This is a genomic window from Clostridium celatum, from assembly GCF_021412605.1.
GTDB classification, from domain to species: domain Bacteria; phylum Bacillota; class Clostridia; order Clostridiales; family Clostridiaceae; genus Clostridium; species Clostridium celatum.
In genome coordinates, this window is the sequence record NZ_JAJKGM010000025.1 from 21950 (window position 1) to 45672 (window position 23723).

At 26.0% G+C, this 23723-nt stretch carries 24 protein-coding genes and 1 other annotated feature; of the genes, 5 read left to right on the plus strand and 19 right to left on the minus strand.

The window, feature by feature from the left end; genetic code table 11:
* Nucleotides 1–235 precede the first annotated feature (235 nt).
* From LPC13_RS11005 to LPC13_RS11020, 4 genes are all read right to left on the minus strand, one after another.
* Complete coding sequence (locus LPC13_RS11005; RefSeq protein ID WP_040419574.1) at nucleotides 236–652, minus strand: HutP family protein; 417 nt, start codon at nucleotides 650–652, stop codon at nucleotides 236–238.
* A gap of 82 nt (nucleotides 653–734) precedes the next feature.
* On the minus strand, nucleotides 735–1193 hold the full coding sequence (locus tag LPC13_RS11010) for a MarR family winged helix-turn-helix transcriptional regulator (RefSeq protein WP_040419577.1): 459 nt from the start codon (nucleotides 1191–1193) through the stop codon (nucleotides 735–737).
* Between the two features lie 314 nt (nucleotides 1194–1507).
* Nucleotides 1508–2632, minus strand: coding sequence for an SEC-C metal-binding domain-containing protein (locus tag LPC13_RS17115; protein WP_005213746.1), 1125 nt, complete (start codon nucleotides 2630–2632; stop codon nucleotides 1508–1510).
* A gap of 124 nt (nucleotides 2633–2756) precedes the next feature.
* Nucleotides 2757–3722 (minus strand): tRNA dihydrouridine synthase, encoded by a 966-nt coding sequence (locus LPC13_RS11020; RefSeq protein WP_005213747.1) that lies wholly within the window; start codon nucleotides 3720–3722, stop codon nucleotides 2757–2759.
* 216 nt (nucleotides 3723–3938) lie between these two features.
* Between LPC13_RS11020 and LPC13_RS11025 the strand changes: the two genes are divergently transcribed.
* Entirely contained in the window at nucleotides 3939–4892 is a 954-nt protein-coding gene (locus LPC13_RS11025) for an alpha/beta hydrolase (RefSeq protein WP_005213748.1), read from the plus strand.
* Between the two features lie 100 nt (nucleotides 4893–4992).
* On the opposite strand, the gene LPC13_RS11030 is transcribed toward LPC13_RS11025, so the two are convergent.
* The 3 genes from LPC13_RS11030 to LPC13_RS11040 are packed head-to-tail and all read right to left on the minus strand — an operon-like array spanning nucleotide 4993 to nucleotide 8449.
* A complete protein-coding gene (locus LPC13_RS11030) occupies nucleotides 4993–5979 on the minus strand; it encodes a U32 family peptidase (protein ID WP_005213749.1) in 987 nt (328 codons plus the stop codon).
* A 22-nt stretch (nucleotides 5980–6001) separates the two neighbouring features.
* Nucleotides 6002–7342, minus strand: coding sequence for a hypothetical protein (locus LPC13_RS11035; protein WP_005213750.1), 1341 nt, complete (start codon nucleotides 7340–7342; stop codon nucleotides 6002–6004).
* A gap of 3 nt (nucleotides 7343–7345) precedes the next feature.
* Nucleotides 7346–8449 carry a metallophosphoesterase gene (locus tag LPC13_RS11040; RefSeq protein ID WP_040419580.1) on the minus strand — a complete coding sequence of 368 codons (1104 nt, stop codon included), beginning with the start codon at nucleotides 8447–8449 and terminating at the stop codon, nucleotides 7346–7348.
* Nucleotides 8450–8730: 281 nt separating this feature from the next.
* Between LPC13_RS11040 and LPC13_RS11045 the strand changes: the two genes are divergently transcribed.
* Nucleotides 8731–10131, plus strand: a complete 1401-nt coding sequence (locus tag LPC13_RS11045) for a DUF4317 domain-containing protein (RefSeq protein WP_234088808.1) — start codon at nucleotides 8731–8733, stop codon at nucleotides 10129–10131.
* A 72-nt stretch (nucleotides 10132–10203) separates the two neighbouring features.
* On the opposite strand, the gene LPC13_RS11050 is transcribed toward LPC13_RS11045, so the two are convergent.
* The 5 genes from LPC13_RS11050 to LPC13_RS11070 all read right to left on the minus strand — a co-directional run bounded on the left by LPC13_RS11050 (nucleotide 10204) and on the right by LPC13_RS11070 (nucleotide 14007).
* Complete coding sequence (locus LPC13_RS11050; protein WP_040419582.1) at nucleotides 10204–11043, minus strand: aldo/keto reductase; 840 nt, start codon at nucleotides 11041–11043, stop codon at nucleotides 10204–10206.
* Between the two features lie 10 nt (nucleotides 11044–11053).
* Complete coding sequence (rpiA, locus tag LPC13_RS11055; protein ID WP_005213754.1) at nucleotides 11054–11725, minus strand: ribose 5-phosphate isomerase A; 672 nt, start codon at nucleotides 11723–11725, stop codon at nucleotides 11054–11056.
* A gap of 33 nt (nucleotides 11726–11758) precedes the next feature.
* The gene (locus LPC13_RS11060) at nucleotides 11759–12613 is read right to left on the minus strand and encodes a MurR/RpiR family transcriptional regulator (RefSeq protein ID WP_005213755.1); all 855 of its coding nucleotides are present in this window, start codon (nucleotides 12611–12613) and stop codon (nucleotides 11759–11761) included.
* Between the two features lie 200 nt (nucleotides 12614–12813).
* Nucleotides 12814–13125: a thioredoxin gene (gene trxA / locus LPC13_RS11065; protein ID WP_005213756.1), complete on the minus strand. Its 312-nt coding sequence runs from the start codon at nucleotides 13123–13125 to the stop codon at nucleotides 12814–12816.
* On the minus strand, nucleotides 13126–14007 hold the full coding sequence (locus tag LPC13_RS11070) for an NAD(P)/FAD-dependent oxidoreductase (protein ID WP_195245204.1): 882 nt from the start codon (nucleotides 14005–14007) through the stop codon (nucleotides 13126–13128).
* Between the two features lie 285 nt (nucleotides 14008–14292).
* Here LPC13_RS11070 and LPC13_RS11075 point away from each other — a divergent pair, with 285 nt between their 5' ends.
* Together LPC13_RS11075 and LPC13_RS11080 are read left to right on the plus strand one after the other, a co-directional pair.
* Entirely contained in the window at nucleotides 14293–14964 is a 672-nt protein-coding gene (locus tag LPC13_RS11075; protein ID WP_005213759.1) for a Crp/Fnr family transcriptional regulator, read from the plus strand.
* A 12-nt stretch (nucleotides 14965–14976) separates the two neighbouring features.
* Nucleotides 14977–15399, plus strand: a complete 423-nt coding sequence (locus LPC13_RS11080) for a cytidine deaminase (RefSeq protein ID WP_005213760.1) — start codon at nucleotides 14977–14979, stop codon at nucleotides 15397–15399.
* Between the two features lie 63 nt (nucleotides 15400–15462).
* Here the strand turns inward: LPC13_RS11080 and LPC13_RS11085 are convergent, their stop codons facing one another.
* Entirely contained in the window at nucleotides 15463–17430 is a 1968-nt protein-coding gene (locus LPC13_RS11085) for a class I tRNA ligase family protein (protein ID WP_005213761.1), read from the minus strand.
* A 58-nt stretch (nucleotides 17431–17488) separates the two neighbouring features.
* Nucleotides 17489–17767: a binding site (T-box leader), on the minus strand.
* A gap of 88 nt (nucleotides 17768–17855) precedes the next feature.
* Nucleotides 17856–19004, minus strand: a complete 1149-nt coding sequence (fliB, locus tag LPC13_RS11090) for a flagellin lysine-N-methylase (RefSeq protein ID WP_040419584.1) — start codon at nucleotides 19002–19004, stop codon at nucleotides 17856–17858.
* Nucleotides 19005–19173: 169 nt separating this feature from the next.
* Here fliB and LPC13_RS11095 point away from each other — a divergent pair, with 169 nt between their 5' ends.
* Nucleotides 19174–19869 (plus strand): YoaK family protein, encoded by a 696-nt coding sequence (locus tag LPC13_RS11095; RefSeq protein ID WP_005213763.1) that lies wholly within the window; start codon nucleotides 19174–19176, stop codon nucleotides 19867–19869.
* Nucleotides 19870–20066: 197 nt separating this feature from the next.
* Here LPC13_RS11095 and LPC13_RS11100 read toward each other — a convergent pair whose 3' ends face one another.
* From LPC13_RS11100 to LPC13_RS11120, 5 genes are all read right to left on the minus strand, one after another.
* A complete protein-coding gene (locus LPC13_RS11100) occupies nucleotides 20067–20381 on the minus strand; it encodes a nucleotide pyrophosphohydrolase (protein ID WP_005213764.1) in 315 nt (104 codons plus the stop codon).
* A 67-nt stretch (nucleotides 20382–20448) separates the two neighbouring features.
* Complete coding sequence (locus LPC13_RS11105) at nucleotides 20449–20724, minus strand: hypothetical protein (protein WP_005213765.1); 276 nt, start codon at nucleotides 20722–20724, stop codon at nucleotides 20449–20451.
* Between the two features lie 42 nt (nucleotides 20725–20766).
* On the minus strand, nucleotides 20767–21294 hold the full coding sequence (locus LPC13_RS11110; RefSeq protein ID WP_005213766.1) for a putative immunity protein: 528 nt from the start codon (nucleotides 21292–21294) through the stop codon (nucleotides 20767–20769).
* A gap of 199 nt (nucleotides 21295–21493) precedes the next feature.
* Nucleotides 21494–22309, minus strand: coding sequence for a MerR family transcriptional regulator (locus tag LPC13_RS11115; RefSeq protein WP_005213767.1), 816 nt, complete (start codon nucleotides 22307–22309; stop codon nucleotides 21494–21496).
* Between the two features lie 12 nt (nucleotides 22310–22321).
* Nucleotides 22322–23638, minus strand: a complete 1317-nt coding sequence (locus tag LPC13_RS11120; protein ID WP_195245202.1) for an MATE family efflux transporter — start codon at nucleotides 23636–23638, stop codon at nucleotides 22322–22324.
* Nucleotides 23639–23723 lie beyond the last annotated feature (85 nt).

Here is a 23723-nt window from a genome sequence, read left to right on the forward strand (position 1 = left end):
CTCCTAAAATTTAAAACTACTTAAAACCTCCTACATATCCTCCTTAATCATAATATTTAACTATTATTTTTTACACTTATATAATCATTATGACTTTTATTTATTCTTTTGTTACTATTATTTAAGTTATTTTATTAAATTATTACTTTCTATATTACCATATTAAAATATTTTTGTAAATATTTACCTGTAGCCAATGTAAAAAAATAAGGACTGATTAAAATCAATCCTTTTGTTATTCAGGTACAGCCCTATGCCCTATCCCAATTACAACTTCATCAAGATGTAAAAGTCCAACACTTAAGAAAATACATACACTCATATGTTGCCCTTTTCTCGCTATTCCAACTTTTCCACCAACATTTTGACCACTTGCTCTTTCTCTTATTTGCATTAAAGCATCTCTAGTAGCACCTATAACTCCACCTTCATGCAAATGTTCATCTCTTATTACAGAACTTCTTTTTGCTGCAACTAAAGCCCTTTCTAGTATCTTAGATGTTGATTCATTAATATTACCACCTATATTTACAGCTGTAGCTAATATACCTGACTTTTTATATTCATCCTTCAATCTTTCTTCTTCTTCTCTACTAGAAATCGCCATTTGTGTAGCAATTTTAGCAACCTCCATACTCGAACTATTAACCATCCTCAGTTCCTCCCCACACATCATATAGAATATTCTCTATTTATTAAAATCTAGTTATAATCACCTTATATTTAATATAATTTTATTTTTTAAAATTATACTTTTCTTCAAAGAAATTAGTAATCTTTCTTAGTGATTCTATTAGAATTCTTTCTTCATCCTCATTTAACTCTAAAATAACTCCTTTTATCATATCATCATGAAAATTAGCATGACTATGATATGCCTTAACACCCTTTTCAGTAAGCTTAATTAAAACCACTCTTCTATCTTCTTCTATTCTTCTTCTCTCAACATACTCTTTCTTTATTAACTTATTTATTGCTGTAGTTAAAGTACCAACTGTAATATCTAAATCATTGGCAACTTCACTCATAGTAAGTTCACGATCTATACCAATTGCTTCTATTATATGCATTTCTGTAACTGATAAATCATTGAACTCTCCTTCTTTTAAAACTTTACCTTCTATTTTTAAAATATCATTAAATTGTCGTACTAATAACATATTTAATACGGCTTCTGATTCTTTTCGTATCATTTGTTTCACTCTCCTAAAACATAAACAATAATAATTACTATTATTATAAAATAAATTTACCTATATAGACTAGTGTAAATTTAAATTTTAATTAAAAGAAACCATATCAAAACTAAATATTAATATATAGAAAAATCAAGAAACATTTTAAATTTAAAAGGGCAAATTAAAAATGACAAATTAAAGGAATTTTAATAACTTTTTCCTCTATTTGCCATTTGTAATTTTTAATTTATATTTGATTTGTTTCTTAATTTAGTTAAATTATTTTGATAAAACCTCTTAGTAACTAACCAATATATTAATTCTTCTTTTTAACCACAGCACTTTTTGTATTTTTTACCACTTCCACAAATACAAGGATCATTTCTACCTATTTTGATTTCTTTTACAACTCTTGCTGCTGCTTTTTCAATCTCATCTTCAGTATGACCTTTTAATGACCATCTTCTTATAGATTTAACTAATGTATCTAATTCTTCTTTAAATATTTTCTTTTCTTCATCTGATTCTATTTCATAAGCATCTAAGAACAGTTCTATAGCATTATCTTTATCCCCTTCATTCTTAATTTCAAAGAATAAAGCATCCATTTCACTTCTTAATATCTCTTTATCTACAACAAAAAGTTCTCCTAAAACCTTTTGTAATTTTAAACTTTGCTTATTTTCTTCTAAGAAATCTACAGCTCCAGCTTTTATTAAAGACTTCTTATCAAATTTATAGTAGTTTGATGTACATATATTTTGTAATTCTATAATTTTCTCTGTATCTTCTACATCAATATGAGCTATAGTATCATTATTAACTACATAGTCATATCCTAATTCTTCTCCAGCTAATATTAATGCTTTTATGTAATCTAATTCAAAATTCTTTCCATATAAGCTATTTATAGTCTTTTCTATAAATTCTACAGTAATAACTCCATAATAATAAGCCATACCAGCAATTATTTTTATTATTTCATTATTAACTCTCACCTTATCCTTTAATTCTTTTGAAGAAATATTTTCAACTAATGGTTTAATTTCTTCTGGTAAAACTATAAATGGCTCTTCATTTTGCATAACTGTAAAAGCTATACCTCTATTTCTTAAGAAATTAGCATATATGATATCTGTACATTCATACTTTTTAAATCCATTGTTCTTTATTAAATCCTCTAAGAACTTTAAAGTATTTTCATCCATCATATTTATAGCACTATTACCATTATTAATTATAACTTCTTTAACTCTATGTACTGCATCTGCTTTTTTTAATGTTGTAATTCCCTTAACAAAATACTTTCTAGCAATTTTAACTAGCTCGTCCTTTGTCATTTTTGATAGTAGTGATTCTAAAGAATTATCTCCTTCAGCATCCTTCCAAATCTTCTCAGCATTTTTAATGTCTGATTTGATTATTTCATCTTGTAATATATTTATATCTTTCATTAAAACTAACTCACTCCATATCTTTTTTATAAAAAAACCAACAATACAATTATAAACATTTTTTCGACATAGTCAAAATTATTTTTCATTCACAAATATTTTGCTAAATATTATATATTTAACCCTAATATTCATTACTAAATAATCCAGCACCTTTTATTATCTCTTGCTCTTCAAACAAACTTAAAACAGCTTCTTCATAATCCCTAGCCTTTTGTGCCTTCTTAATTTTTTTATAGTATTTTTTACTATCAGTAAATATATGAGCCATATATCCCCAAAGCTCCTTCATCCTATACATTGCATTTTTATCTTCTTTTAATAGCTCTTTATATTCATTAAAAATTTCATCATGAAATTTTTGTAATACTTCTTTGCTCATAAAAGTATCATTTTTAATTTCTCCAACTAATCCTGGATTAGCTAATAAGCCTCTTCCTAACATTATTTTATCTACTTGTGGAAATATTTTTGTAAATCTATTATAATCTTCCTTTGTAAAAATATCTCCATTATAACATATTGAATGCTTACTTAAAGATAATGCATCTTTAAACACTTCTAAATTAGGCGTATTTCCATAGAAGTCTTGTCTAGTTCTAGGATGAATAATTAATTCCTCCAAAGGATACTTATTATAAATGTCTATTAATTTATAAAACTCCTCTGGACTATCTTTCCCTATTCTAGTTTTTATGGAGATTTTCATATCTTTTATTTTAAATATTTCATCTAAAAATATATCAAGCTCTTCTCTTTTAGCTAAAAAACCTGAGCCCCTTCCTTTTGAAACAACCGTTCCTGCTGGACATCCTAAATTTAAATTAATTTCATCATATCCCAATTCTTTAAGCTTCTTTGCTGTTATAATAAAACCTTCTGAATCATTAGTAAGTATTTGTGGAACTATATTTAAACCTTCATTGTTTTCTGGCTGTAAATCCCTTAATTCTTTAGTTTTAAGACTTAAACTTTGATTTGGAACAATAAAAGGTGTAAAGTATTTATCTATATTATGAAAATATTTTTCATAAGCATTTCTATATATATGTCCAGTAATCCCTTCCATAGGTGCTAAATAATATTTCATGTAACTACGGCTCCTTTATAAATATTCTAAAAAACATTATATCAGCCAATACTTCTCTTATCTATAGTATAATTTACAAGAAATAATATTATCTTTTAATTTTCTCCTTTTATTCCCATTGATTTTTTCTTGTCTAATTTATAATTCATATGTTAAAATAAACTTCATAATATTTGATTCTCAAACTATTTGATTTTACTAAAAGGAGATTAAATAATGAAAAAAAAGAAAATTATTAGAGTACTTATAATTACTATTTTAGTTTTTGTTATGCTAGGGTTAAGCTTTATAGGAAATTATTTTTACAATTTAGCTTTAAATCCTGATACACCTAAAGATATTGTTTTTGGAACACCCGAAGAAGCATCTGAAACAAGTGGACAAGTATTAGATACTGATATTCAATGGTTATTAACTGAATCTAACTATAGTGATGAAACCATAAACTCATTTGATAATTTAAAGCTGCATGGCTATAAAGTTTTAAATCCAAACAACTCAAATAAATGGGTTATTACTGTTCATGGTTATACTAGTGAAGGAATAAATATGAGTTCCTATGCTAAAAACTATTATGATATGGGTTATAATGTTCTAATACCTGATTTAAGATCCCATGGTCTAAGCGAAGGTGACTACATCGGTATGGGATGGGATGATAGATTGGATATTATTTCTTGGATAAATAATATATTAGAAGATAATGCTGATGCTGAAATTATATTACATGGCGTTTCTATGGGTGCTGCTACAGTATCTATGGTATCTGGTGAAGACTTACCTTCTAATGTAAAGGCAATAGTTGCTGATTGTGGTTATACTTCTGTTTGGGATGAATTTGCTTATCAGCTAGATGATTTATTTTCTCTACCACAATTTCCAATACTTAACGTATCATCTTTAGTATCTAAAGTAAGAGCTGGCTATTTTTTAGGTACTGCTTCTTCTTTAAAACAAGTTGAAAAATCTAAAACTCCAATTTTATTTATTCATGGAGATAAGGATGACTTTGTTCCTTACTATATGATGGAAGAACTTTACAATGCTACTAGTTCCGAAAAAGAAATGCTTACAATAAAAGATGCTGGACACGCTAAATCTTCTGAGGTTGACCCAGAAACTTATTGGACAACAGTATATAATTTTACTAACAAATATATAAGTAACTAATTAAAGTTAATTGAAAAAAAGTATGATATAAGCAAAATATTATATCATACTTTTTATAATGTAACTTTAAATATCCTTGTGAACAACTAAATATATACCCCTAATAATAACATTCTTTGCTACAAGTACTATTGAAAAGCTTGCTTTTTATAGCTTTCTCATAACTTTCTTCACTATCATTATTTTCAAGCATATTAATTGCCTTTTTTAAACCTATAATATCTTTTTCCATATAATCAATATACTTTCCTCTTCCGACAACCTTAAGATGAGTAACTCCTGCATCTTTTAGTTTTTTTAATGCACAAATACCACAACCTGTACTTCCTAAAATATATTCTTCACTCTCATCATTATCTTCAAAACTAATAATTTCATTATTTAATTCTTTATAATAAAGTTGAAGTTTCTTATGAACTTCTGGAAAATTATTAATCTCACTATTTATTTTTATTAAATCATATGGCATTTTACATAAGTGTGACATTTCATCACAATGTAGTGAACTACAAAAAGCTCCACTATAATGACACATTTCATTTAATATAAAAGCTTCATATTGTAAGTTCTTAACTTCATTATTTCTTATACATGATTTCATATCTTCTATTGTGTTTTTTCTATGAAAAACATATCTAGATATATTAAGCCTATTAAAGAAATCTATAGAAAGACTATTTATTTCAGCACATTCACCACTTAAATGAATTGAACACTTTATTCCTTTTTCTTTTAAATATAGTATAAGTGCAATATCTGCAATTATAAATTCATCAAAACCAATTTCTATTAAATCTTTCATTATATTTGCTATAACTTCATACTGCTCTTCTAAATAATATAAATAATTAAATGTAATACTTACTGGTACCTTATAAACATCTACCATAGCTTTTAGTATTTTCATATCTTCTAATGAATTTATTTGAATATTATAATAAAGTACTTCTCTTCTATTTAAGGGGAATAAACTACCATAATACTTATTCCACTCATATGGAACATATCCACAAAAAACTTCATCTGCTCCTGCCTTAACTAATCTAATATAATCATCAATACTTCCCATGCCAGCTACTATCTTCATTTTATTTTGTCCTCTTCTATCTTTAAATAAAGTTTAATAAAATTCTATCTATTCCTTCATTAATATATTGCTCTAACTTTTTTGAATCTTTTAATAATGTATCATCTAATGAAAATAAGGAATTATATCTTCCAATGATTTTTAAATGCTTTGGATATGAAAATACATAATCATTACAGTACATAGGACATCCCATTGCAAGTTTTTGCTTACCTCTTTCCATTGTTGTACACTTTGCATATAAGGTACAATATTGTGATGTATTAGTAACATAAAAAGGTAGATGTAAAGTATGCTTCCCTTTCGCAATATTTATCTTATATCCACAACTTTCATACTCATACCTATATATATTATTTTCTCTTAAAAACTCACTAAATATCTTACTATTAAGACTGTTATTACCTATTAAATTTTTATTTTCAGAATATCCATTTTTATAAATATATCTAGGATCTTTTTTTCTTTTATTTAATAAAACTCCTAATGATAAAGTTAAATAATTCTCTTTATTTTCTATTAACTTTAACATTCCCCAATCATTTATTACTATTTCTATTTTCTTATTATTTTCAATACACCAATTATATATTTCATTTATTATATCTTTAATATTATCAATATAACATTCTCTAATATATGTAAAGCAAACTGTAACTTCTAAATCTTCCTTCGTTGCTTTTCTTATTATATCCATAAGCATTTTCTTCTTTGGAAATAAGTTATGACAAAACTCATTTCCAATATAAATTCTTGATATCTTTTTATTAAAAAGTTTATGATTTTCAATAAAATTTTCTTTTAAATAATTACTCATAAATTCATTTATATTCATATTTAAATATTTTTTATATAAATTATAATTATCTATATTAACTGCTATCTCTAGTAAATTTAAAATGCTTTCATTGAAGTTATCATAATTTAAATTAGCCATCCATTTTTGTTTTTGAGTTATATAATCCTCATAAAAATCATAATCTTCCTCTGAAGGATATCCCACCATATCTTTTGAAAAATCATTTCCATCACTATAAGTCTTTAATCTAATATATCTTGTATAATTACTAAAAGCCTTTCTTACATTTTTTAAATACATTTCATCATTAATAGAAAAAACATAAGTTATATAAAACTCATGCTTTACCTTATTTATTAAATCATATTGCTCTATAGCAATTTCTTCATATTTATTTTCATCAAATATATAAAATGCCACTTTTAATTGTCTTATATCTTCTATTTCTTGTGCTAATCTTACAGTCAAGGTTTTAGGAGATATTTTTACTATTCTTACTTCCTTGTTATTTAGCAAGCAAGTTATTAATCCTGCTGGTAATAATTCAACTTCTTCTCTTTCCAAAATTTATTTCCTCACAATATCAATTACTACATATTCACAATGTTTTTCTGTTCTTAATGGATATCCCCATCCCGCTATTCCACATGATACTATTACATCCATATCATCTTTTTTCTCATATCCATATTCAATTTCATTAATGTTAAATAGCTCCATTAATTGTCCTAATGGCCATATTTGACCATAATGTGTATGTCCCGAAAGCATTAAATCATATCCACTTTCACTATTTTCTTTTAATTCACATGGTTCATGATCAACTATTATTTTGTAATATTCATCACTTACCTCTTTTGATAATTCTTGTGATGACTTTCTACTTTCATTTACATAAGACCTATCTTTTCTTCCTATTATACATACTTCATTATTTATTTCATATATATCATCTGCAAGTATTTTTATTCCAGAATCTATTATTGCTTCCTCTAACTCTTCTTCAGTATAATTAGGATCTACTGTATATGTAGATTTGTCATGATTACCATATACGTAATATATACCATATTTACTTTTAATCGTAGATAATATTTTAAATGCTTCTTGCATTTCATTTAAGGTTGTGCTTTCATCAACAATATCTCCACCTAATATTACTATATCTGCATTAGTTTTTGATATTTTATCACAATATTTTTGTAGAATATCGTTATTCATTTTACTTCCAAAATGCAAGTCTGATATAAAACTAACTCTATATCCTTCACTTATAATATTTTTATTGGTATATACAGTATAATCTTTTTCAATTATATTATAAAAATTTATATATCCATAAACAATTAAAATTGCTGTTAATGATAATGGTATAATTCCACTTCTATAAATTACACTAATAAAGCTATTATTAATAAATTTTCTTACAATGAAATAAACTAATTCAACTACCCATGCAATTATGACAATATGAAATACTACAACTGCCCATGTTCCCCAAACCTTTAATGCTGGTATCATTACAATAAAAGTTAGTAGTAAATTTATAATCTTCTTTTTCTTAATTTTTCTATCCTTAATAAGCAAATCTAAAATTCTTCTAATAAAAATATACATATATATTCCCAAAGGAATCATAAATATTAATGGTAATACAATATAGAAAAACATCTCATACCCCTTCCTTCTATCTAATGTTTCTTACCCAATATTTCTTTTCATATTATTAAAAACTTAATTTTTTATAGATGAATATTATTTACTAATATATTTATTTCTATCCTATTTTATACAAAATAAACTATTTAATAATATTGCTATGTTATAAAACACTTCTTATCAAATAACAAATTTTTCTTACTTGCACAGCTATTCAATGAAGATTATACTTATATTGGTAACATATTCTTTACTATGTAGTAATAATAAGTGATGTAATGAAAGGAATATATATGAGAAAAAAAGATATATTAGAATTAAAAAAGCGTTTTAAAAAAGACCACTGTACTTTTACTAAAATGTGTGGCTGCTATGTTAATGGCGAAAAAAATATCCTTTTAAAATTTAGAGAAACATTTTTAAACTTAGAAGAAGATGATTATTTTAAATATTTAGAAATTGCGAAAAAAGTTCTATCAGGAACTATTGGAAATAATCTTTTAGAGCTTAATTTTGAGCTAAACGAAGAGTTTGTAAATGAAAAACAAATGTCTTTTATGCAACTAAAAAATAGTCAATTAAAAGATGATTCTTTGCTTGATAATTTTTATAATTCAATAATAGAAAATTATGACTATACAGGCAACTTTCTAATACTTATTTTCCATGATACTTATGATATCATCACTAAAACTAAAGATAATGCTAAATTAGATGAATCTGAAGAGGTCTATGAATATATTTTATGTGCAATATGTCCTGTTGAACTTTCTAAGGCTGGTCTTAGATATTTTGAAGAAGACAATGCAATAAAATCACGTACAAGAGACTGGATTGTTGAAGCTCCAAGTAACGGTTTTGTATTTCCAGCATTTATAAATCGTAGTACAGATGTTAATTCTATTATGTACTATACTAAAAATGCAAAAGATACTCATCCTGAATTAATGGAAAATGCTTTAGGATGTCCTTCAAAACAAACTAATACTGAGAAGAAAGTATTATTTAATGATATTGTTCGTGATGCTCTGGGTCCTGATGAGAAGAAAGCTGAACATTTCTTTATGGAAATTCAAGAAAGCCTTAATAATAAAATAGAAGAACATAATATTATACATGAAGATAGTGATGAACCTGTAATTTTAACTAATGACATTATTCAAGATATTTTGTCTGAAAGTGGAGTTCCAGAAGAAATTACTACCGAAATTGAAAAATCGTATAACGAAAACTTTGGAGATACTCCTCCTCTTGCAGAAATATTAATAGATAATAAAGCACTTGCTGCAAAGGCTCAAAAGAAGAAAGAAGAAATGCTTGAAAAACAAGTAAGAATACTTCAAAATAAATTAGAAATAGTTCAAGAAAGCTTAATAACTTCTTCTGAAAAATCTCTAGAAGAAGCCCCTACTAATTCAACTGAGTTATCTTCTGATTTATCTACAGTTAATGATATTGAAAATGATACTGTAATAGCTAAAACTGAAGATGAAATAGATTCTCATATTGATATTAATATTAATGATACTTTAGAAGATACTACTGAAGATTTAAATGCTGACATTGTAGTTAAAGTAAATCCTGAAAAAGTAGAGCAAATAGAAACAAAAATAATTGATGGTAAAAAATATATTGTTATTCCTATTGATGACAATGAACAAGCCAATGTTAATGGTATAGAAACTTTACTTTAAAGCTTTATAAAGGCAACATTAAAATTATGAATAAAATCAATTTCGATGTTGCCTTTATATAACTCTTTTTTATTACTTATCAAACTCAAGATATGTTGAATTTTGTGGTGGTGTTGATACTGATATACTATCTCCTTCATTTAAGCTATTTATTGCATTCATATCATCTGCTGAAAGTTCAAAATCAAAAATATCTAAATTTTCTTTTATTCTACCTTCATTTGATGATTTAGGTATAGGTATAATTCCTCTTTGAATATGCCATCTTAATACTATTTGAGCGATAGTCTTTTTATATTTTTCTGATAAACCTATTATCAGCTCATTTGAAAATATTCTCCCCCTCATTATAGGACTCCATGCAACTAATTGTATATTATTATCATTGCAATAATCTAATAAATATTCTTTTGAGCTTTGAGGGTGTAATTCAACTTGATTTACCATTGGCATTATTTCTGCAGTTTTTTTAAGTTCTTCCAAATGTCCTATTTTAAAATTACAAACTCCTATTGCCTTTACTTTTCCTTCTTTATAAAGATCTTCAAAAGCTCTCCATGTTTCAGCATTTAACTTATTTGGCCAATGTATTAAATATAAATCAATATATTCCACTTGTAATCTTTCTAATGACTTATTAAAAGCTTCAATAGTTTTTTTATACCCATGATCATCATTCCAAAGCTTTGTAACTAAAAATATTTCTTCTCTCTTTATATTACTTTGCTTTATACCATTACCAATACCAACTTCATTTCCATAAAAAGATGCAGTATCTATTTGTCTATAGCCTGTTTCTAACGCATACTTTATTATTTTAGCTGTTTCTTCATCACTTCCAGATTTATATGTTCCAAATCCTATACTTGGCATCTTAACCCCATTGCTTAATACTCTAAACTCTTCATTCATAACAAAATCCCTACCTTTCACACTCTATTATTCTTATTCCATTTTCAGATGCAACTAATGCCTTTGTTGCTATATTATAAAATAGAGAAGTATCTAAAACTCCAACTATTCTTTTTAAACTATCATTTAATTTACATATATCTCCGATATCCTTGCCATCAAACTCTACATCCATAAGAAATAATCCATTATCACTAATAGCAAATCCATCTTTCGCACTACTGCTTCTCATGTTAGGCTTACCACCTAATGCTTTTATATTTTTTTCAACCAAAGACTTACTTTCAGGTAATATTTCTAAAACAATTGGATACTTAAATTCAAGCTTAGAAGAAACCTTACTTTCATCTACAAGTAATATATACTCATCAGCCATAGATGCTATTATCTTTTCCTTTGTATGAATTCCTCCACCACTTTTTAGTGCCACTAAATCATTGTCTACTTCATCACACCCATCAAAGGCAACAGATATTGAATCTACAGCCCAAGTTGGTAATACTTTTAGTCCATTTTCAATACAAAGTTTTTCAGTTTTAAATGAAGGGGTAACAACTTCAACCTCTAATCCAGATTCTTTAATATAAGAAACTAGATAGGAAATAGTACTTCCTCCTCCAAGTCCAATAATAGATTTATCCTTAATATATTTTAAAGCTTCCTTTGCACATGCTTTTTTCAAATTCTACACTCTCCCTGTAATCTTACTTGTAATTTATATTTTTTCATCTGCTATTGATTGTTCATGTCTACTTATGTTCCTATAGACATCATCCTTTCCTACTGTTAAGAAAAGATATAATATTTCAATTATTGTCATAGCTGAAATTCTCGAAAAATAATATTCAGATAAAAATAATTTTTCTCTTGTTGATGTCTTAATATGATAATCACAAATCTTTGCTAAAGATGAATTATCACTATTAGTTATAGATATAGTAGTAGCCCCTTTTTCAGCAGCTATTTCTATTACATCAATTAATCTCTTAGATTCTCCAGAGTTAGAAATTGCTATGACAACATCATCTTTTGATAAATTATAAGTATATGCAATTTGAGTCTCCCATATTGTATTTGCAACTGCCATAATTCCTATTTGATTTAGTTTGTAACTTCCATCTAAAGCTACAGGAATTGTATTACCAACTGCTACAAATTGTACAGTTCTTGCATTTCTTAATAATTCTAATATTTTTTTTAAATCATCTTCATTAATCATTGAAATTGTTTGTTTTAATTCTTCAATCTTATTAGCTAAAATATTGTTTAAAGATTCCTTTATACTACTTTCAGTAACACTACCTGAAATATTAAATTTTTCTTTTTTTGAATCTACTATTTCTTGAGCTAATGTAAGCTTCAAATGATGAAAACCCTTCATATAACACTTTTTACAAAATCTTGTTACACTTGCTTCACTTGATCCTGCTTCTTCTGCTAATTCGGAAATTGTCATTTCAATTACTTTTGCTCTATTATTCAAAATATAATCGGCAATCTTCTTCTCTGCCTCAAAGAAATTATTATATTCAGCAAAAATTATATCGATAACAGATTTATTTTTTTCCATAAAATTTTCTCCTTAAATGTACACTTGTCATTAATAAAAATATATCAATAAAATTTATTTTTGTAAATGATTTTTATAGCGAAATTTATTTTCATAGACTTTTTATATTTTTTTATCAAAAATAAATGGAAGCCTAGTTTTTGTAATATACTAGGCTTCCACTTTGTAACTATAATTTTTTATATGTTTTTTATCTTGATTTATAAATGTTTTTCCACCATTTCTTTTATTTTTTCCTTAGGCATAAATCCTACACTTACTTCTTTCTTTTCTCCATTTTTTAGCACCATCATTGTTGGTATAGTTGAAATTCTAAACTTATCTGCTATGTCTCTAGCTTCATCCACATTAACTTTAATAAATTTAGCCTTTCCCTCCATTTCATTGCCTACTTCTTCAAATATTGGAGCTAACATTTTACAAGGTCCACACCAATCTGCAAAGAAATCTACTATAACAACACCGTCCTTAACTTCATTATTAAATTCATTTGATCCTACTATTTTTGCCATTTATTTTTCCTCCTTAGAATTTTTCTTAATTTTATCTAAATAAGTAACTGCTGATAATGCAGCTATATTTCCTTCTCCTGCAGCTTTTATATATTGATAGGGTGCACCTACTATATCTCCTGCAGCAAAGCAACCTTCTATATTAGTTCTCATAAGTCTATCAACTTCTACATGATTTTCATTAATCTTTAATCCTGGAACAAGTTGACCTGGTGATATACTATCTCTTAATATAAATAATCCATCAGTTTCAATTTCTCTATTTTTAAGTACTAACTTCTTAACAGAGTTTTCGCCTACAATTTCTACTAAGGTATCATTTACTATTTCTATTGATGAATCAACTTCTACTTTCTCTTTATACATAGGTATATAATAAACCTTTGAAGCAATACTAGCTATAAAGTTTGCTTCAGCTTCTTCATGCTTATTATAAGCTATTATCGTTACTACTTTATCTTTGTAAAGAGGAGCATCACAAGTTGCACAATATCCTACACCTTTTCCTAAAAACTCTTCTTCTCCTTTAAAAGGCCTTCCAAAGTTAACTCCTGTAGCTAATATTATTGAAGTTGCTTCATACATTTTATCATTTACCATTAAGGCAAAATAGTCACCCATAGAATAAATATTATTAATTTTTTCTTCTGTTATTTCTATTTCCATTGCTTTTAAATGCTTAGCAAACTCGTCTCTTATCTCTGCCCCGCTCTTTCCATAAAACCCTAAATAGTTATTTATCTTATGGGCTTTAACTAGTTTATTGCTTATTTCTTTGCTTCCAAAAATAATAAACTTTTTATTTCTTATCTTTGCATTTAATGCAGCTGATAATCCAGCGGGTCCACTTCCTATAATGGCAATATCGTATCTTTCATTCATTTTTATCCCTCCTTGTTGTAGCATTATACACTTACTTTAACACATTTTTTATTATTTTATTTCTGTTAAGGAAAATTTAATTTATAAAAATATTTTAGTGGTAAATCTCTACAACATTTATTCTATTATTATCATAAGTCTTATAATAATAAATTCCCTTTTCTTAATGCATATTAATTTGTGGCCAATACTTTTGGACATTTGTCCTTAATTTTTTTAGTATTGCTTATTTAATACAATTAATATGATATAATTAATGTACTTTATTTAATAAGGAGAATTGAAATGAACAACTTACCTTATTTTTTAAACACTTGTCCTGATTATATAAAAAGCAAATTTACAAATATAAAGTTCAATACTTTTGATAAAATACTTGTACAAAATGAACCAGCTAACTCTGTTTATATAATAAAAAAAGGAAAAGTAAAAGTTTATTCATTAACTCCTACTGGAGTTAAATACCTAGAGAGAACTTATTGTGAAAATGAATTATTTGGTGAACTTGAAATATTTGCTGATAAACCAATATTGAATTATGTAGAAGCAATTGAACCTTGTGAAGCAATTAAAATTTCTAAAGAATCTTTTTTAGATTGGATTAAATATGACAGTGAGTTTTCTTTATATGTACATATAGAACTTTCTCAAAAAATGTATCATACTTCCATTAATAGTAAAGCAAATGTTGCTTACAATTTAAAAGATAGAGTACTTTTCTTTTTATGGAGGTTTTTAGATGAACATAATTTAAATACAGTTCATAAAGATATATTAGTAGAAGGTGTAGGTTCAAATATTAGAAGTATTAACCGAATTATTAAAGATTTAGTATCTGAAAATCTTGTTGAATATAATAAAGGATTTATTAAGGTAAAAGATATCAATAAACTTGTTGATATAATTTTCTCCCCTAATCCTAATAATAATTTAGTAGACATTTTAAATAAGAAATAAGGAGGCAAACTTATGATAAATAAAAAACTATTAATAGAAAAGGCATTCGATGCTCAAAAATTTTGCTATACACCATACTCAAATTTCAATGTAGGTGCTGCTTTACTTTGTAGCGACGGCACAATTTATCAAGGATGTAATATAGAAAATGCTGCATTTACACCAACAAACTGTGCTGAAAGAACAGCCTTTTTCAAAGCAATTTCTGAAGGTCAAAAAGATTTTACTGCTATTGCAATTGTAGGAAATAAAAAAGATGTAAAACAAGGAGAAGGCGATTTTTGTGCACCTTGTGCTGTATGCAGACAAGTTATGGCTGAGTTTTGTGACTTAAAAACATTTAAAATAATAATTGCAAAAAGTACAGAAGAATATTTAGAATATACATTAGATGAGCTTTTACCATTAGCATTTACAGGTAAAAATTTAGATTAAAATAAAAATGTACTGCCAACATAAATAATTTTAAACTTATTTATGTTGGCAGTTTCTTTTTGATTAATATTGATGTTCCATTTTTTTAAAGAAATCTACTTTAGGTTCAAGAAATTTAAATTTATGATTAGTGCCATCTTTAAAATAAAATTCTATAGGTTTAAATATATTATCCCAATTCCATAATTCATCATCAATATTTAAATAATCCCTAAACATTTCACAACCTTCTGGTGCTATTGGATGAATTAATATAGCTATAACTTTACAAGCATAAAAACAATCTACTAATAATTGTTTCTTAAATTCTTCATTTTTAATATTATTAGCCCAATGCTTATTTATCTCTCTTATATACTCATCAATAACATAAGCTATTCTATGGAAATCTTGATTATACATATGTCTTTCATATTCTAATACAGATTTTTTTGTTAATTCTTTTATTTTTTCACTTACCTCTCCTGTAGGAATATTTTCATTTAAGCTTTGAAGTGTATAAAAACATGAACGAATAATTCTGTTAAAGACATTAGTCAAAAGATTTCCTTCTTTTAATACTGTATCAGCCCCTACTTTTTCTTCTTCCTTCATATAAACTTGCGGCTTAAAACCAACACTTTTAGATGATAATCCTAAACTCATAAAATGCATTCTTAATTGGTCTTTAGTATAAAATTTTAATAACTCATCTGCCATTGGAGGTTTAACATCTGAACTACTGCTTGCTTTTTTATCCATAAATAAAATATGCTTATTAGAAACAATATGAGGCAATTTAATATCTGTAATATCTATTTTTTCATCTTTAGCTTTTTTTAAAGCCATAAACATTGCCATTTCTGCAATTGAATAAAAATAAATGTTATCTTCTCCTATAAATTGATAAACCATTGAATCTTCATCTTCCCACCAGTTATGCCACTTTTCAGGATCTTCTCCCTTCTCTTCTAAATAAGCCTTTGTAAATGAAATTGGTGCCCATAAAGATTCTGGCCATACCCAAAAAGTTAAATTCTTTAAATTCTCCTTATCTGGTACCTTTACTCCCCAAGAAATATTTCCTGATAATCTAAAAGGAACTAAAGTCTTACCACTAGTATAATTAATATTTAAATTATCTAATACTTCTTTAGCTTTATCTCTATCTTCTAACCTTTCAAAGACAAAAGTTACTGAAGGTTTCTTTTCTTCATCTATAGTTTCATGTTTTGGAAGTTTAAATTCCAAGTCTTCAATATTATTAATATATTTTCTTGGAACATATATTACAGGTTTCTTTAAAAATTCATCTATAGCTTTGATTTCATATTTTCTTCTATTTGTATTCTTCTTTAAAAACTCATTAAGTTCTTTCATATTATCCATAAAATCATCTAACGTAAAATACCAATTATCTACACTTTTTAATATTGGTCTTTTTCCTGATAATGCACTAATAGGATTAATTAATTCAGATGGCATATATTGATGCCCTAATGAACATTCCTCTGCATAAGCCTTATCAGAAGTACAACCTGCAATTGGGCATTTTCCAATTACTTGTCTGCCATTAAGGAAAGTTTTCTTATCTTCATCATAAAATTGTAATGCTGATAATTTTTTTATATAACCATTGTTAAATAAAGTATTAAATATCTCTTTCGAAACCTCATTATGAAATTCTGCTGTTCTTCCAAGTGCTGAAGCTCCAAAAATATTTAAGCTAATATTATAATCCTCTAAAGTTTTCTTTTGACTTAAATGATTAGATTTAACATAATCTTCTATAGTCTTTTCATATCCATTTTCCTTTAACTTTCTGTAGCTTTCGAGAATAGGTGAACCATAACAATCAGTACCTGATATAAAAATAACATTTTCTTTTCCTATTCTATCTCTTAAAAATCTTGCAAATATATCTGCGTGTACAAACATTCCTCCAACATGACCAAAATGAAGATTTTTATTTCCATAAGGCATTCCAGCAGTAACTACTGCCTTTTTAGGAAATACTGGCCTTTCATCCTTTAATAATCTTTTACTTATCATAACTCTTACTCCTTTATAATTTAATTTAAACGTCAAAAAAGCCCCCGTAGAAATAATCTACAGGGGCGAAAATTCTAATTCCGCGTGTGCCACCCTTTTTCCCTAAAATGTCACCATTTTAAGCTCTTCAAGTACACCATTTCCCTAAAATTTTAGGTCAAATCATACTCTAGTTCTGTAACGTGAACATACGTCATAGCATCACTTATAAATAATTTTTATAAGATCCGTATGCAGCTCCGAGGCTTGTTTCATTGTGCTTTCATAATTTTCTTTCCACCAACCGAAAACTCTCTGTATATTCCTTCACAATTACTCTTCTCTTCATAGCATTTATTTCTTTAATTATACTTCTTATAATATTAGGTGTCAATTATATTGCTTAATAACTTTTTCTTCACCATAAATGTAAATACATAATTTTATTAATATAAACTTATAAAACAAATATATCCCATTTCTAAAATTTCATTGTCAAACCCTTCACTTATAAAATCTATAACTGCTTCAGAGTTATTACTAATAATTCTTGAAAATGCTACTATATAATCTTTTATATCTTTAATATCTACTATTTCATTTTCGCTAATAGAATATTTTAAAAATCCTGCATATCTAACCAATAAATATTCTAATATTATTAATTGGAATGACATCACAATTTCTTCAATTTCATTACTATTGCAGCTTCCTAAAACCTTAGATATAATACAATTTTCTAATAAGTCATTATACTTCTCAAATACCTCTTTATAACTCTCCCATTGCTCACAAAGGTATTCTATATCTATTTCTTCTGCAAAAGTTGAAATATCTTCTAAAATCTCTTCTAATACTGAAACTTCTCTATAATTCTCTACAATATCTATAAACAAATTATTTATTTCTTCCATAGATTCGTAAATATCTAAATTCATTTTACCATACATATCTATAAGTTCTTTTAAGTATTCTTTATTTTTATATTCATCTACTTCTTTTAATAGTTTTCTTTCATTCATATGTCTATTTTCTAAGATAGTTAATAACATTTGAAAAGAGATTATTAATTTATAATCTAGTGACAATTCATCTTGCTTAATTATATTAACTAAAGCTTCTCTAATCTTAAACTCTAAGGAAGATTCTAAATAATTATTACACTCTTCACTTATCATATTTATTTTTCCTTCGATATTGCTTATAATTTCTACAACTTCAGGACATGCACAAGATAAAGAAAGTTCTTCTCTATCTTTAAATTTATTTTTTATTCTAGGGAAACTCTGACATGTTAAAGATATATATTCTTCCCCATGATTTTTTACTATTTCACATAGTCCTTTTTCATCTAATAATGGACATTTATCATGAGTCTCTTTATCTATAAAATATTCTTTCTTCTCTCCAGAATTCTTTACCTTTAAATTTTTTAAAATATAATTAAATTTACTTTCATGGCTTTTCCAATTATTAAATGTATCTTCATCTACATTTATATCCCAACCTTCACAACATGTAAATTTACATTTATCTGCTATACATTTAAAGTTATCATATCCTGTAATTTTTAATATACTATCTTTTTTATTCATCATTTGTCTCCATTTCAAATTTATTTAAATCTATACTAACTATAATAATTTAAAATATCTAATACTTCCATATATTTTAACTATTTAAATGTATTTAAAATATTTTCCTAATTTAGGGCATAATATATACGTCATTATCATTAGTATTTAAATAAAAAGGTGGAGTTATATGAAAAATAGAAATGACAAACCATCAAAATTACCTCCCTTTGAAAAACCTATATTTATGATGATAATAACTTTTGTTGGAGGTTATATGAATGGTTACACTTATATAACTAGACATAATATATTAGCTAATATGCATACTGCTAATATGTCTAAATTAGGAATTAATATTGCACTTGGAAATTGGTTAGATGCACTTAGCTACTTTCTTCCTATTATTGCTTGTATATTAGGTGCTACCTTTAGTCAATTAATTAAAGCTATAATTGTCACTCTTAATTTTAAAGGAGATTGGAGAAAATATGGTCTTATTTTAGAATCAATTGCATTATTTTTTATAGGATTAATTCCTATTTATTGTCCTGATGTTATAGTTACTAATCTAGTTTCTTTTTTTATGGGATATCAATTATGCTTATTTAGAAACTGTCTTGGTATACCATTTAATACAACTATATGTACAGGAAATATTAGAAATATTGGTCAATTATTGTTTAATGCACTAGATGAGGAAACTAGAGAATCTATAAAAAAATTAATTACTTTTACACTTCTTACCTTTTCCTTTGCAATTGGAGCTATTCCAGGTACTTTAATATCTCTTGCCATAAGTATTAAAGCTGTGTGGTTTTGTAGTTTTATATTACTTTTACAAGCATTTTGGATACATAGTTATGAAAACAAAAATAAAATATGAAATTTATATTATAATGACTTTATCAGTAAATATATTTACTTGACTAATATTAATTTTTCATAAAATAAATTAACAGCACTAGACTACTTTTTTCTAGTGCTGCTATATAAACTTAATTATTATCTCTTATAATTTTATACCTTAACTATATTTTTAAAACTTTTAACTGATATAAATCAACTTATTATAAATATTATTTATAGTTCAGTATATTTTTTACTAGTTCCCTTTGCCTTTTCTACTGGATACTTCTTTTCATTTTTATCCATCTTGCTATTTATTATATCTTCTATATTAACACCTAAACAATCAGCCATATGAACACAATAAACTATTACATCTGCAAGTTCATCACAAACCTCTTGTTTATCAAAATTATCATCCCATAAAAAATGCTCTAATAATTCTCCTGCTTCTACGCTTATAGCTTTAGATATATTGCTAGGTGTATGAAATTGTGACCAATCTCTATCATTCCTAAACTTTCTTATTCTTTCTATTGTTTTATCCATATAATAACACTCCTAAATTTAATAATTAATCCAATCTTTTATACTTTTAATTGTCCATATCTATATTTTACATGTGTCTTATTTTATAAACTCTCCACTCTAAAAATAATGTTACTAATGCTAAAATTGATAGTAGTGGATTAGGATATCCTTGTATATTTTTGAATGTGAAAAAATCTGCTAAGAACGCTACCCATATTATTCCACTAATAATATGTATTATAATTTCCACCCATTTTTTGCTTATAAAAGCATCAAAAATTCCTTTTTCTTTAATATTATTTTCTTTTTTAATAACCTTTTTATTTTTTGTATTGTTTTTACGTTTCTTATTCTTTGCCATTTTTAAAGCCTCATTTCTAAGTAAATATTTTTTAAGTCATAGCTAACAATTCCAATTAATCTTAGCTGGATTTTCTTCATTTTCAATAGCTATATTACGCAATTCTTGTTCCATTTTCTCACATTCATTAGAAGCAATTTTATCGTATGTTTCTGAACTTTCATTTAATCCTACTTTATGATAAGCAATAGCTGCTGCTCCATAAAATGCCATACCTAAAGAATGTGTAGATCTATGAATTGAACCTACCGCTTGTACTATAGTTTTTGCACTTACTTCAGCCACTGGATTTTTTACCCATTCTTTAGCTACAGAATTAGCCTCTCTAATAACCTTCTTTGCATCTACTAACTTTATTTTACCTTCTATGTAATCACGAGCTGCTTCTAATGCATTTTTTAATCTTGTATCCTTTGAATCATATTCTTCATAAATAGGAAGAATATTTTTTTCTGCATAATTAATGCACCAAATTGCTATTGTTTCTTTACTTTGTGTTTCAATAAGTCTCATAAGTGAAACTATGTAAGGTGATTCTGCAGTTCCAAGCATTTTTCTTAATTTAGCCATAAAAATTACCCCTTTATCTCTTTTAAATTAATATTTTTCTTTTATTATAGCCTAAATAATTTAATGCTAAAACAAAATTAGCCCTATTATTTATAAGATTACATTCCATATTCTCAATAAATAAAACAAGCCAATGATACTTTTAATATCATTAACTTGCTTTAACCTAAAATTTAAAATAATTGTTTTATTATTTACTTTATTTAATTTGTATTTCTAATTGAATTATTGACTTTTCAGCCTCTTTCGCATTTATTCTTGATAATATTGAAAATTCATTAAAATTCCCAACTGTCTCTATATTATTTTTTTCAATATAATCTAACATCTTTTGATAGTACTTTAAATTGTTTTTATATCCATCATCATAATACATTGTAAGATACTTTCCTTTTGGTAATACAACATTATCTATACCTTTAGTTGAATTCTCATGCTTGTAAAGCATTATAGCTGTATAAACTACCTTGTCCTCACTTTTTAATATATCTAACGATGTTTCAAATACTATTTCAGAATTTAATATCCAATTTTCTTTTTCTGCCTCTAATAAAACTTTTCTTAAATTAAGCTCTACATCTCTCTGATTTCTTATTATACAATTATATTTTTTTACTATTCTTTTATCATTATACTTAATAAAAATTTTATTTTCTTCAACTTCCTTAGTTTCTTTTATCCTATCCTCTAAAAAATTAATATATGACTTAACAGATTCCAGCTCTTTTATTTTTTCATCTAATACTTTTCGTTGTTGATCAATTAGTTCTATCATAGAATCTGCCGTTATTTCACTTTTTAACAACTCTTCTATTTCTTTTAATGATAAGCCTATAAGCTTACATTGTTTTAACAAATCAATTTTTATAAATTGATTAATTGAATAATATCTATAATTGTTTTGCTTATTTATATAATCTGGTTTAAGAAGCCCCATCTTATCGTAATATCGCAATGTCTGAATTGGAACATTAGTTAATTTAGATATTTCTCCAACTGAAAAATAAGTTTCCATACTAAAAATCTCCTAAGTTAATTTACATTTTTCTATAGCTTTTACCGTATAAGATTTAATATTAATAGAATACCTCAATATTATGAAAGTTAGTAGTTCAGAAACTAACAAGCTAATCCATATACCATTAATACCTAATAATTTAGATAAAATAAATAATATTAAAGGCAGTAATATTATACTTCTACAAAGGCAAAAAATATTGGAAATTTTAGGCATATTTATTGCTTGATAATAAACTGTACTTGTTAAATTAAATCCTACCATAACAAATCCAATATTTATTAAATTTAAACCTATATATGAAATATTAGCTATTGTAGCATCTGAAGTAAAGATTGATATCATTCCTTTTCCAAATATAAAGCATATGCTAATAAATACTATATTTACTATTACTGCTGCCTTAAGTGTTAAAGAATAAAACTTTAACATCTTGTCTGATTTTTTTGCACCATAATTATAACTTAATAATGGCTGTACCCCAAGTGATAATCCTAATAATACCATATAAATATTAGTTGTTATATAATTAATTATTGCAAAAGCTGATAATGATTTTTCTCCTCCATAATTCACTAATACTACATTCATAAAGAATATTATTATTGAAAAACTTACTTCTGCAAAGAAAGATGGAAATCCTATATTCACAAATTCCTTTATTGTTTTCTTTTCTAATTTTATATTCCCAAAAGTTAATATACCTTTCTTCCTTATAAAATGAGGTAATAATATACCTATTGTTACTACTTGTCCTAATCCCGTTGCAATTGCTGCACCTTTTATTCCAAATTGTAATGGGAATATAAATATATAGTCTAAAACTATATTAGTTACTGCTCCTGCTAATATTGATATCATTGCAATCTTTGGTCTTCCATCATTTCTAACAAAGCTATTTAAAGCAATACCAATTAAATTTGGAATACAGAATAAACTATAATATCTTAAATAGGTTGAAGCTAAAGGAATTAATGTATCTGTAGCTCCTAATATCTTCACTATATATTTTGAAAATATAACAGAAATTAAACTTACACCTATACTTAATATTAATAACAACTTAAATACTTGCCTAAATATATTTACTGCCTTTTCTTTATTGTTACTTCCTATATTTTTAGATACAAGATCTCCCCCACCTACTGCAAACATAGTTGCTACTCCAAATAGCATTATAGTAAATGGCATAACTATATTTACTGCTGCTAATGCAGAATCTCCAACGCCTTGTCCAACAAAAATCCCATCAATTATTGTATATAACGATGAAACAAACATAGCTAAAGCTGAAGGAACTGCATATTTTAAAAATTCTTTTATCATAATTTTACCTCCATTTTTGTTTCTTTAACTATGATAAAGTCTATAGTAACTATAGAGTCAATAGTTCTTATTAATTATTAATAAG

What these genes read in the sequence shown, in the direction of transcription:
- LPC13_RS11120 (WP_195245202.1), bottom strand. Translation starts at nt 23,638, where the DNA reads ATGATAAAAGAATTTTTAAAATATGCAGTTCCTTCAGCTTTAGCTATG.
- LPC13_RS11040 (WP_040419580.1), bottom strand. Translation starts at nt 8,449, where the DNA reads ATGTTTTTCTATATTGTATTACCATTAATATTTATGATTCCTTTGGGA.
- trxA (WP_005213756.1), bottom strand. Translation starts at nt 13,125, where the DNA reads ATGGCAAAAATAGTAGGATCAAATGAATTTAATAATGAAGTTAAGGAC.
- fliB (WP_040419584.1), bottom strand. Translation starts at nt 19,004, where the DNA reads ATGAATAAAAAAGATAGTATATTAAAAATTACAGGATATGATAACTTT.
- LPC13_RS11110 (WP_005213766.1), bottom strand. Translation starts at nt 21,294, where the DNA reads ATGGCTAAATTAAGAAAAATGCTTGGAACTGCAGAATCACCTTACATA.
- LPC13_RS11080 (WP_005213760.1), top strand. Translation starts at nt 14,977, where the DNA reads ATGATAAATAAAAAACTATTAATAGAAAAGGCATTCGATGCTCAAAAA.
- LPC13_RS11085 (WP_005213761.1), bottom strand. Translation starts at nt 17,430, where the DNA reads ATGATAAGTAAAAGATTATTAAAGGATGAAAGGCCAGTATTTCCTAAA.
- LPC13_RS11070 (WP_195245204.1), bottom strand. Translation starts at nt 14,007, where the DNA reads ATGAATGAAAGATACGATATTGCCATTATAGGAAGTGGACCCGCTGGA.
- LPC13_RS17115 (WP_005213746.1), bottom strand. Translation starts at nt 2,632, where the DNA reads ATGAAAGATATAAATATATTACAAGATGAAATAATCAAATCAGACATT.
- LPC13_RS11105 (WP_005213765.1), bottom strand. Translation starts at nt 20,724, where the DNA reads ATGGCAAAGAATAAGAAACGTAAAAACAATACAAAAAATAAAAAGGTT.
- LPC13_RS11100 (WP_005213764.1), bottom strand. Translation starts at nt 20,381, where the DNA reads ATGGATAAAACAATAGAAAGAATAAGAAAGTTTAGGAATGATAGAGAT.
- LPC13_RS11030 (WP_005213749.1), bottom strand. Translation starts at nt 5,979, where the DNA reads ATGAAGATAGTAGCTGGCATGGGAAGTATTGATGATTATATTAGATTA.
- LPC13_RS11060 (WP_005213755.1), bottom strand. Translation starts at nt 12,613, where the DNA reads ATGGAAAAAAATAAATCTGTTATCGATATAATTTTTGCTGAATATAAT.
- LPC13_RS11115 (WP_005213767.1), bottom strand. Translation starts at nt 22,309, where the DNA reads ATGGAAACTTATTTTTCAGTTGGAGAAATATCTAAATTAACTAATGTT.
- LPC13_RS11025 (WP_005213748.1), top strand. Translation starts at nt 3,939, where the DNA reads ATGAAAAAAAAGAAAATTATTAGAGTACTTATAATTACTATTTTAGTT.
- LPC13_RS11075 (WP_005213759.1), top strand. Translation starts at nt 14,293, where the DNA reads ATGAACAACTTACCTTATTTTTTAAACACTTGTCCTGATTATATAAAA.
- LPC13_RS11045 (WP_234088808.1), top strand. Translation starts at nt 8,731, where the DNA reads ATGAGAAAAAAAGATATATTAGAATTAAAAAAGCGTTTTAAAAAAGAC.
- LPC13_RS11005 (WP_040419574.1), bottom strand. Translation starts at nt 652, where the DNA reads ATGGTTAATAGTTCGAGTATGGAGGTTGCTAAAATTGCTACACAAATG.
- LPC13_RS11020 (WP_005213747.1), bottom strand. Translation starts at nt 3,722, where the DNA reads ATGAAATATTATTTAGCACCTATGGAAGGGATTACTGGACATATATAT.
- LPC13_RS11095 (WP_005213763.1), top strand. Translation starts at nt 19,174, where the DNA reads ATGAAAAATAGAAATGACAAACCATCAAAATTACCTCCCTTTGAAAAA.
- LPC13_RS11010 (WP_040419577.1), bottom strand. Translation starts at nt 1,193, where the DNA reads ATGATACGAAAAGAATCAGAAGCCGTATTAAATATGTTATTAGTACGA.
- LPC13_RS11050 (WP_040419582.1), bottom strand. Translation starts at nt 11,043, where the DNA reads ATGAATGAAGAGTTTAGAGTATTAAGCAATGGGGTTAAGATGCCAAGT.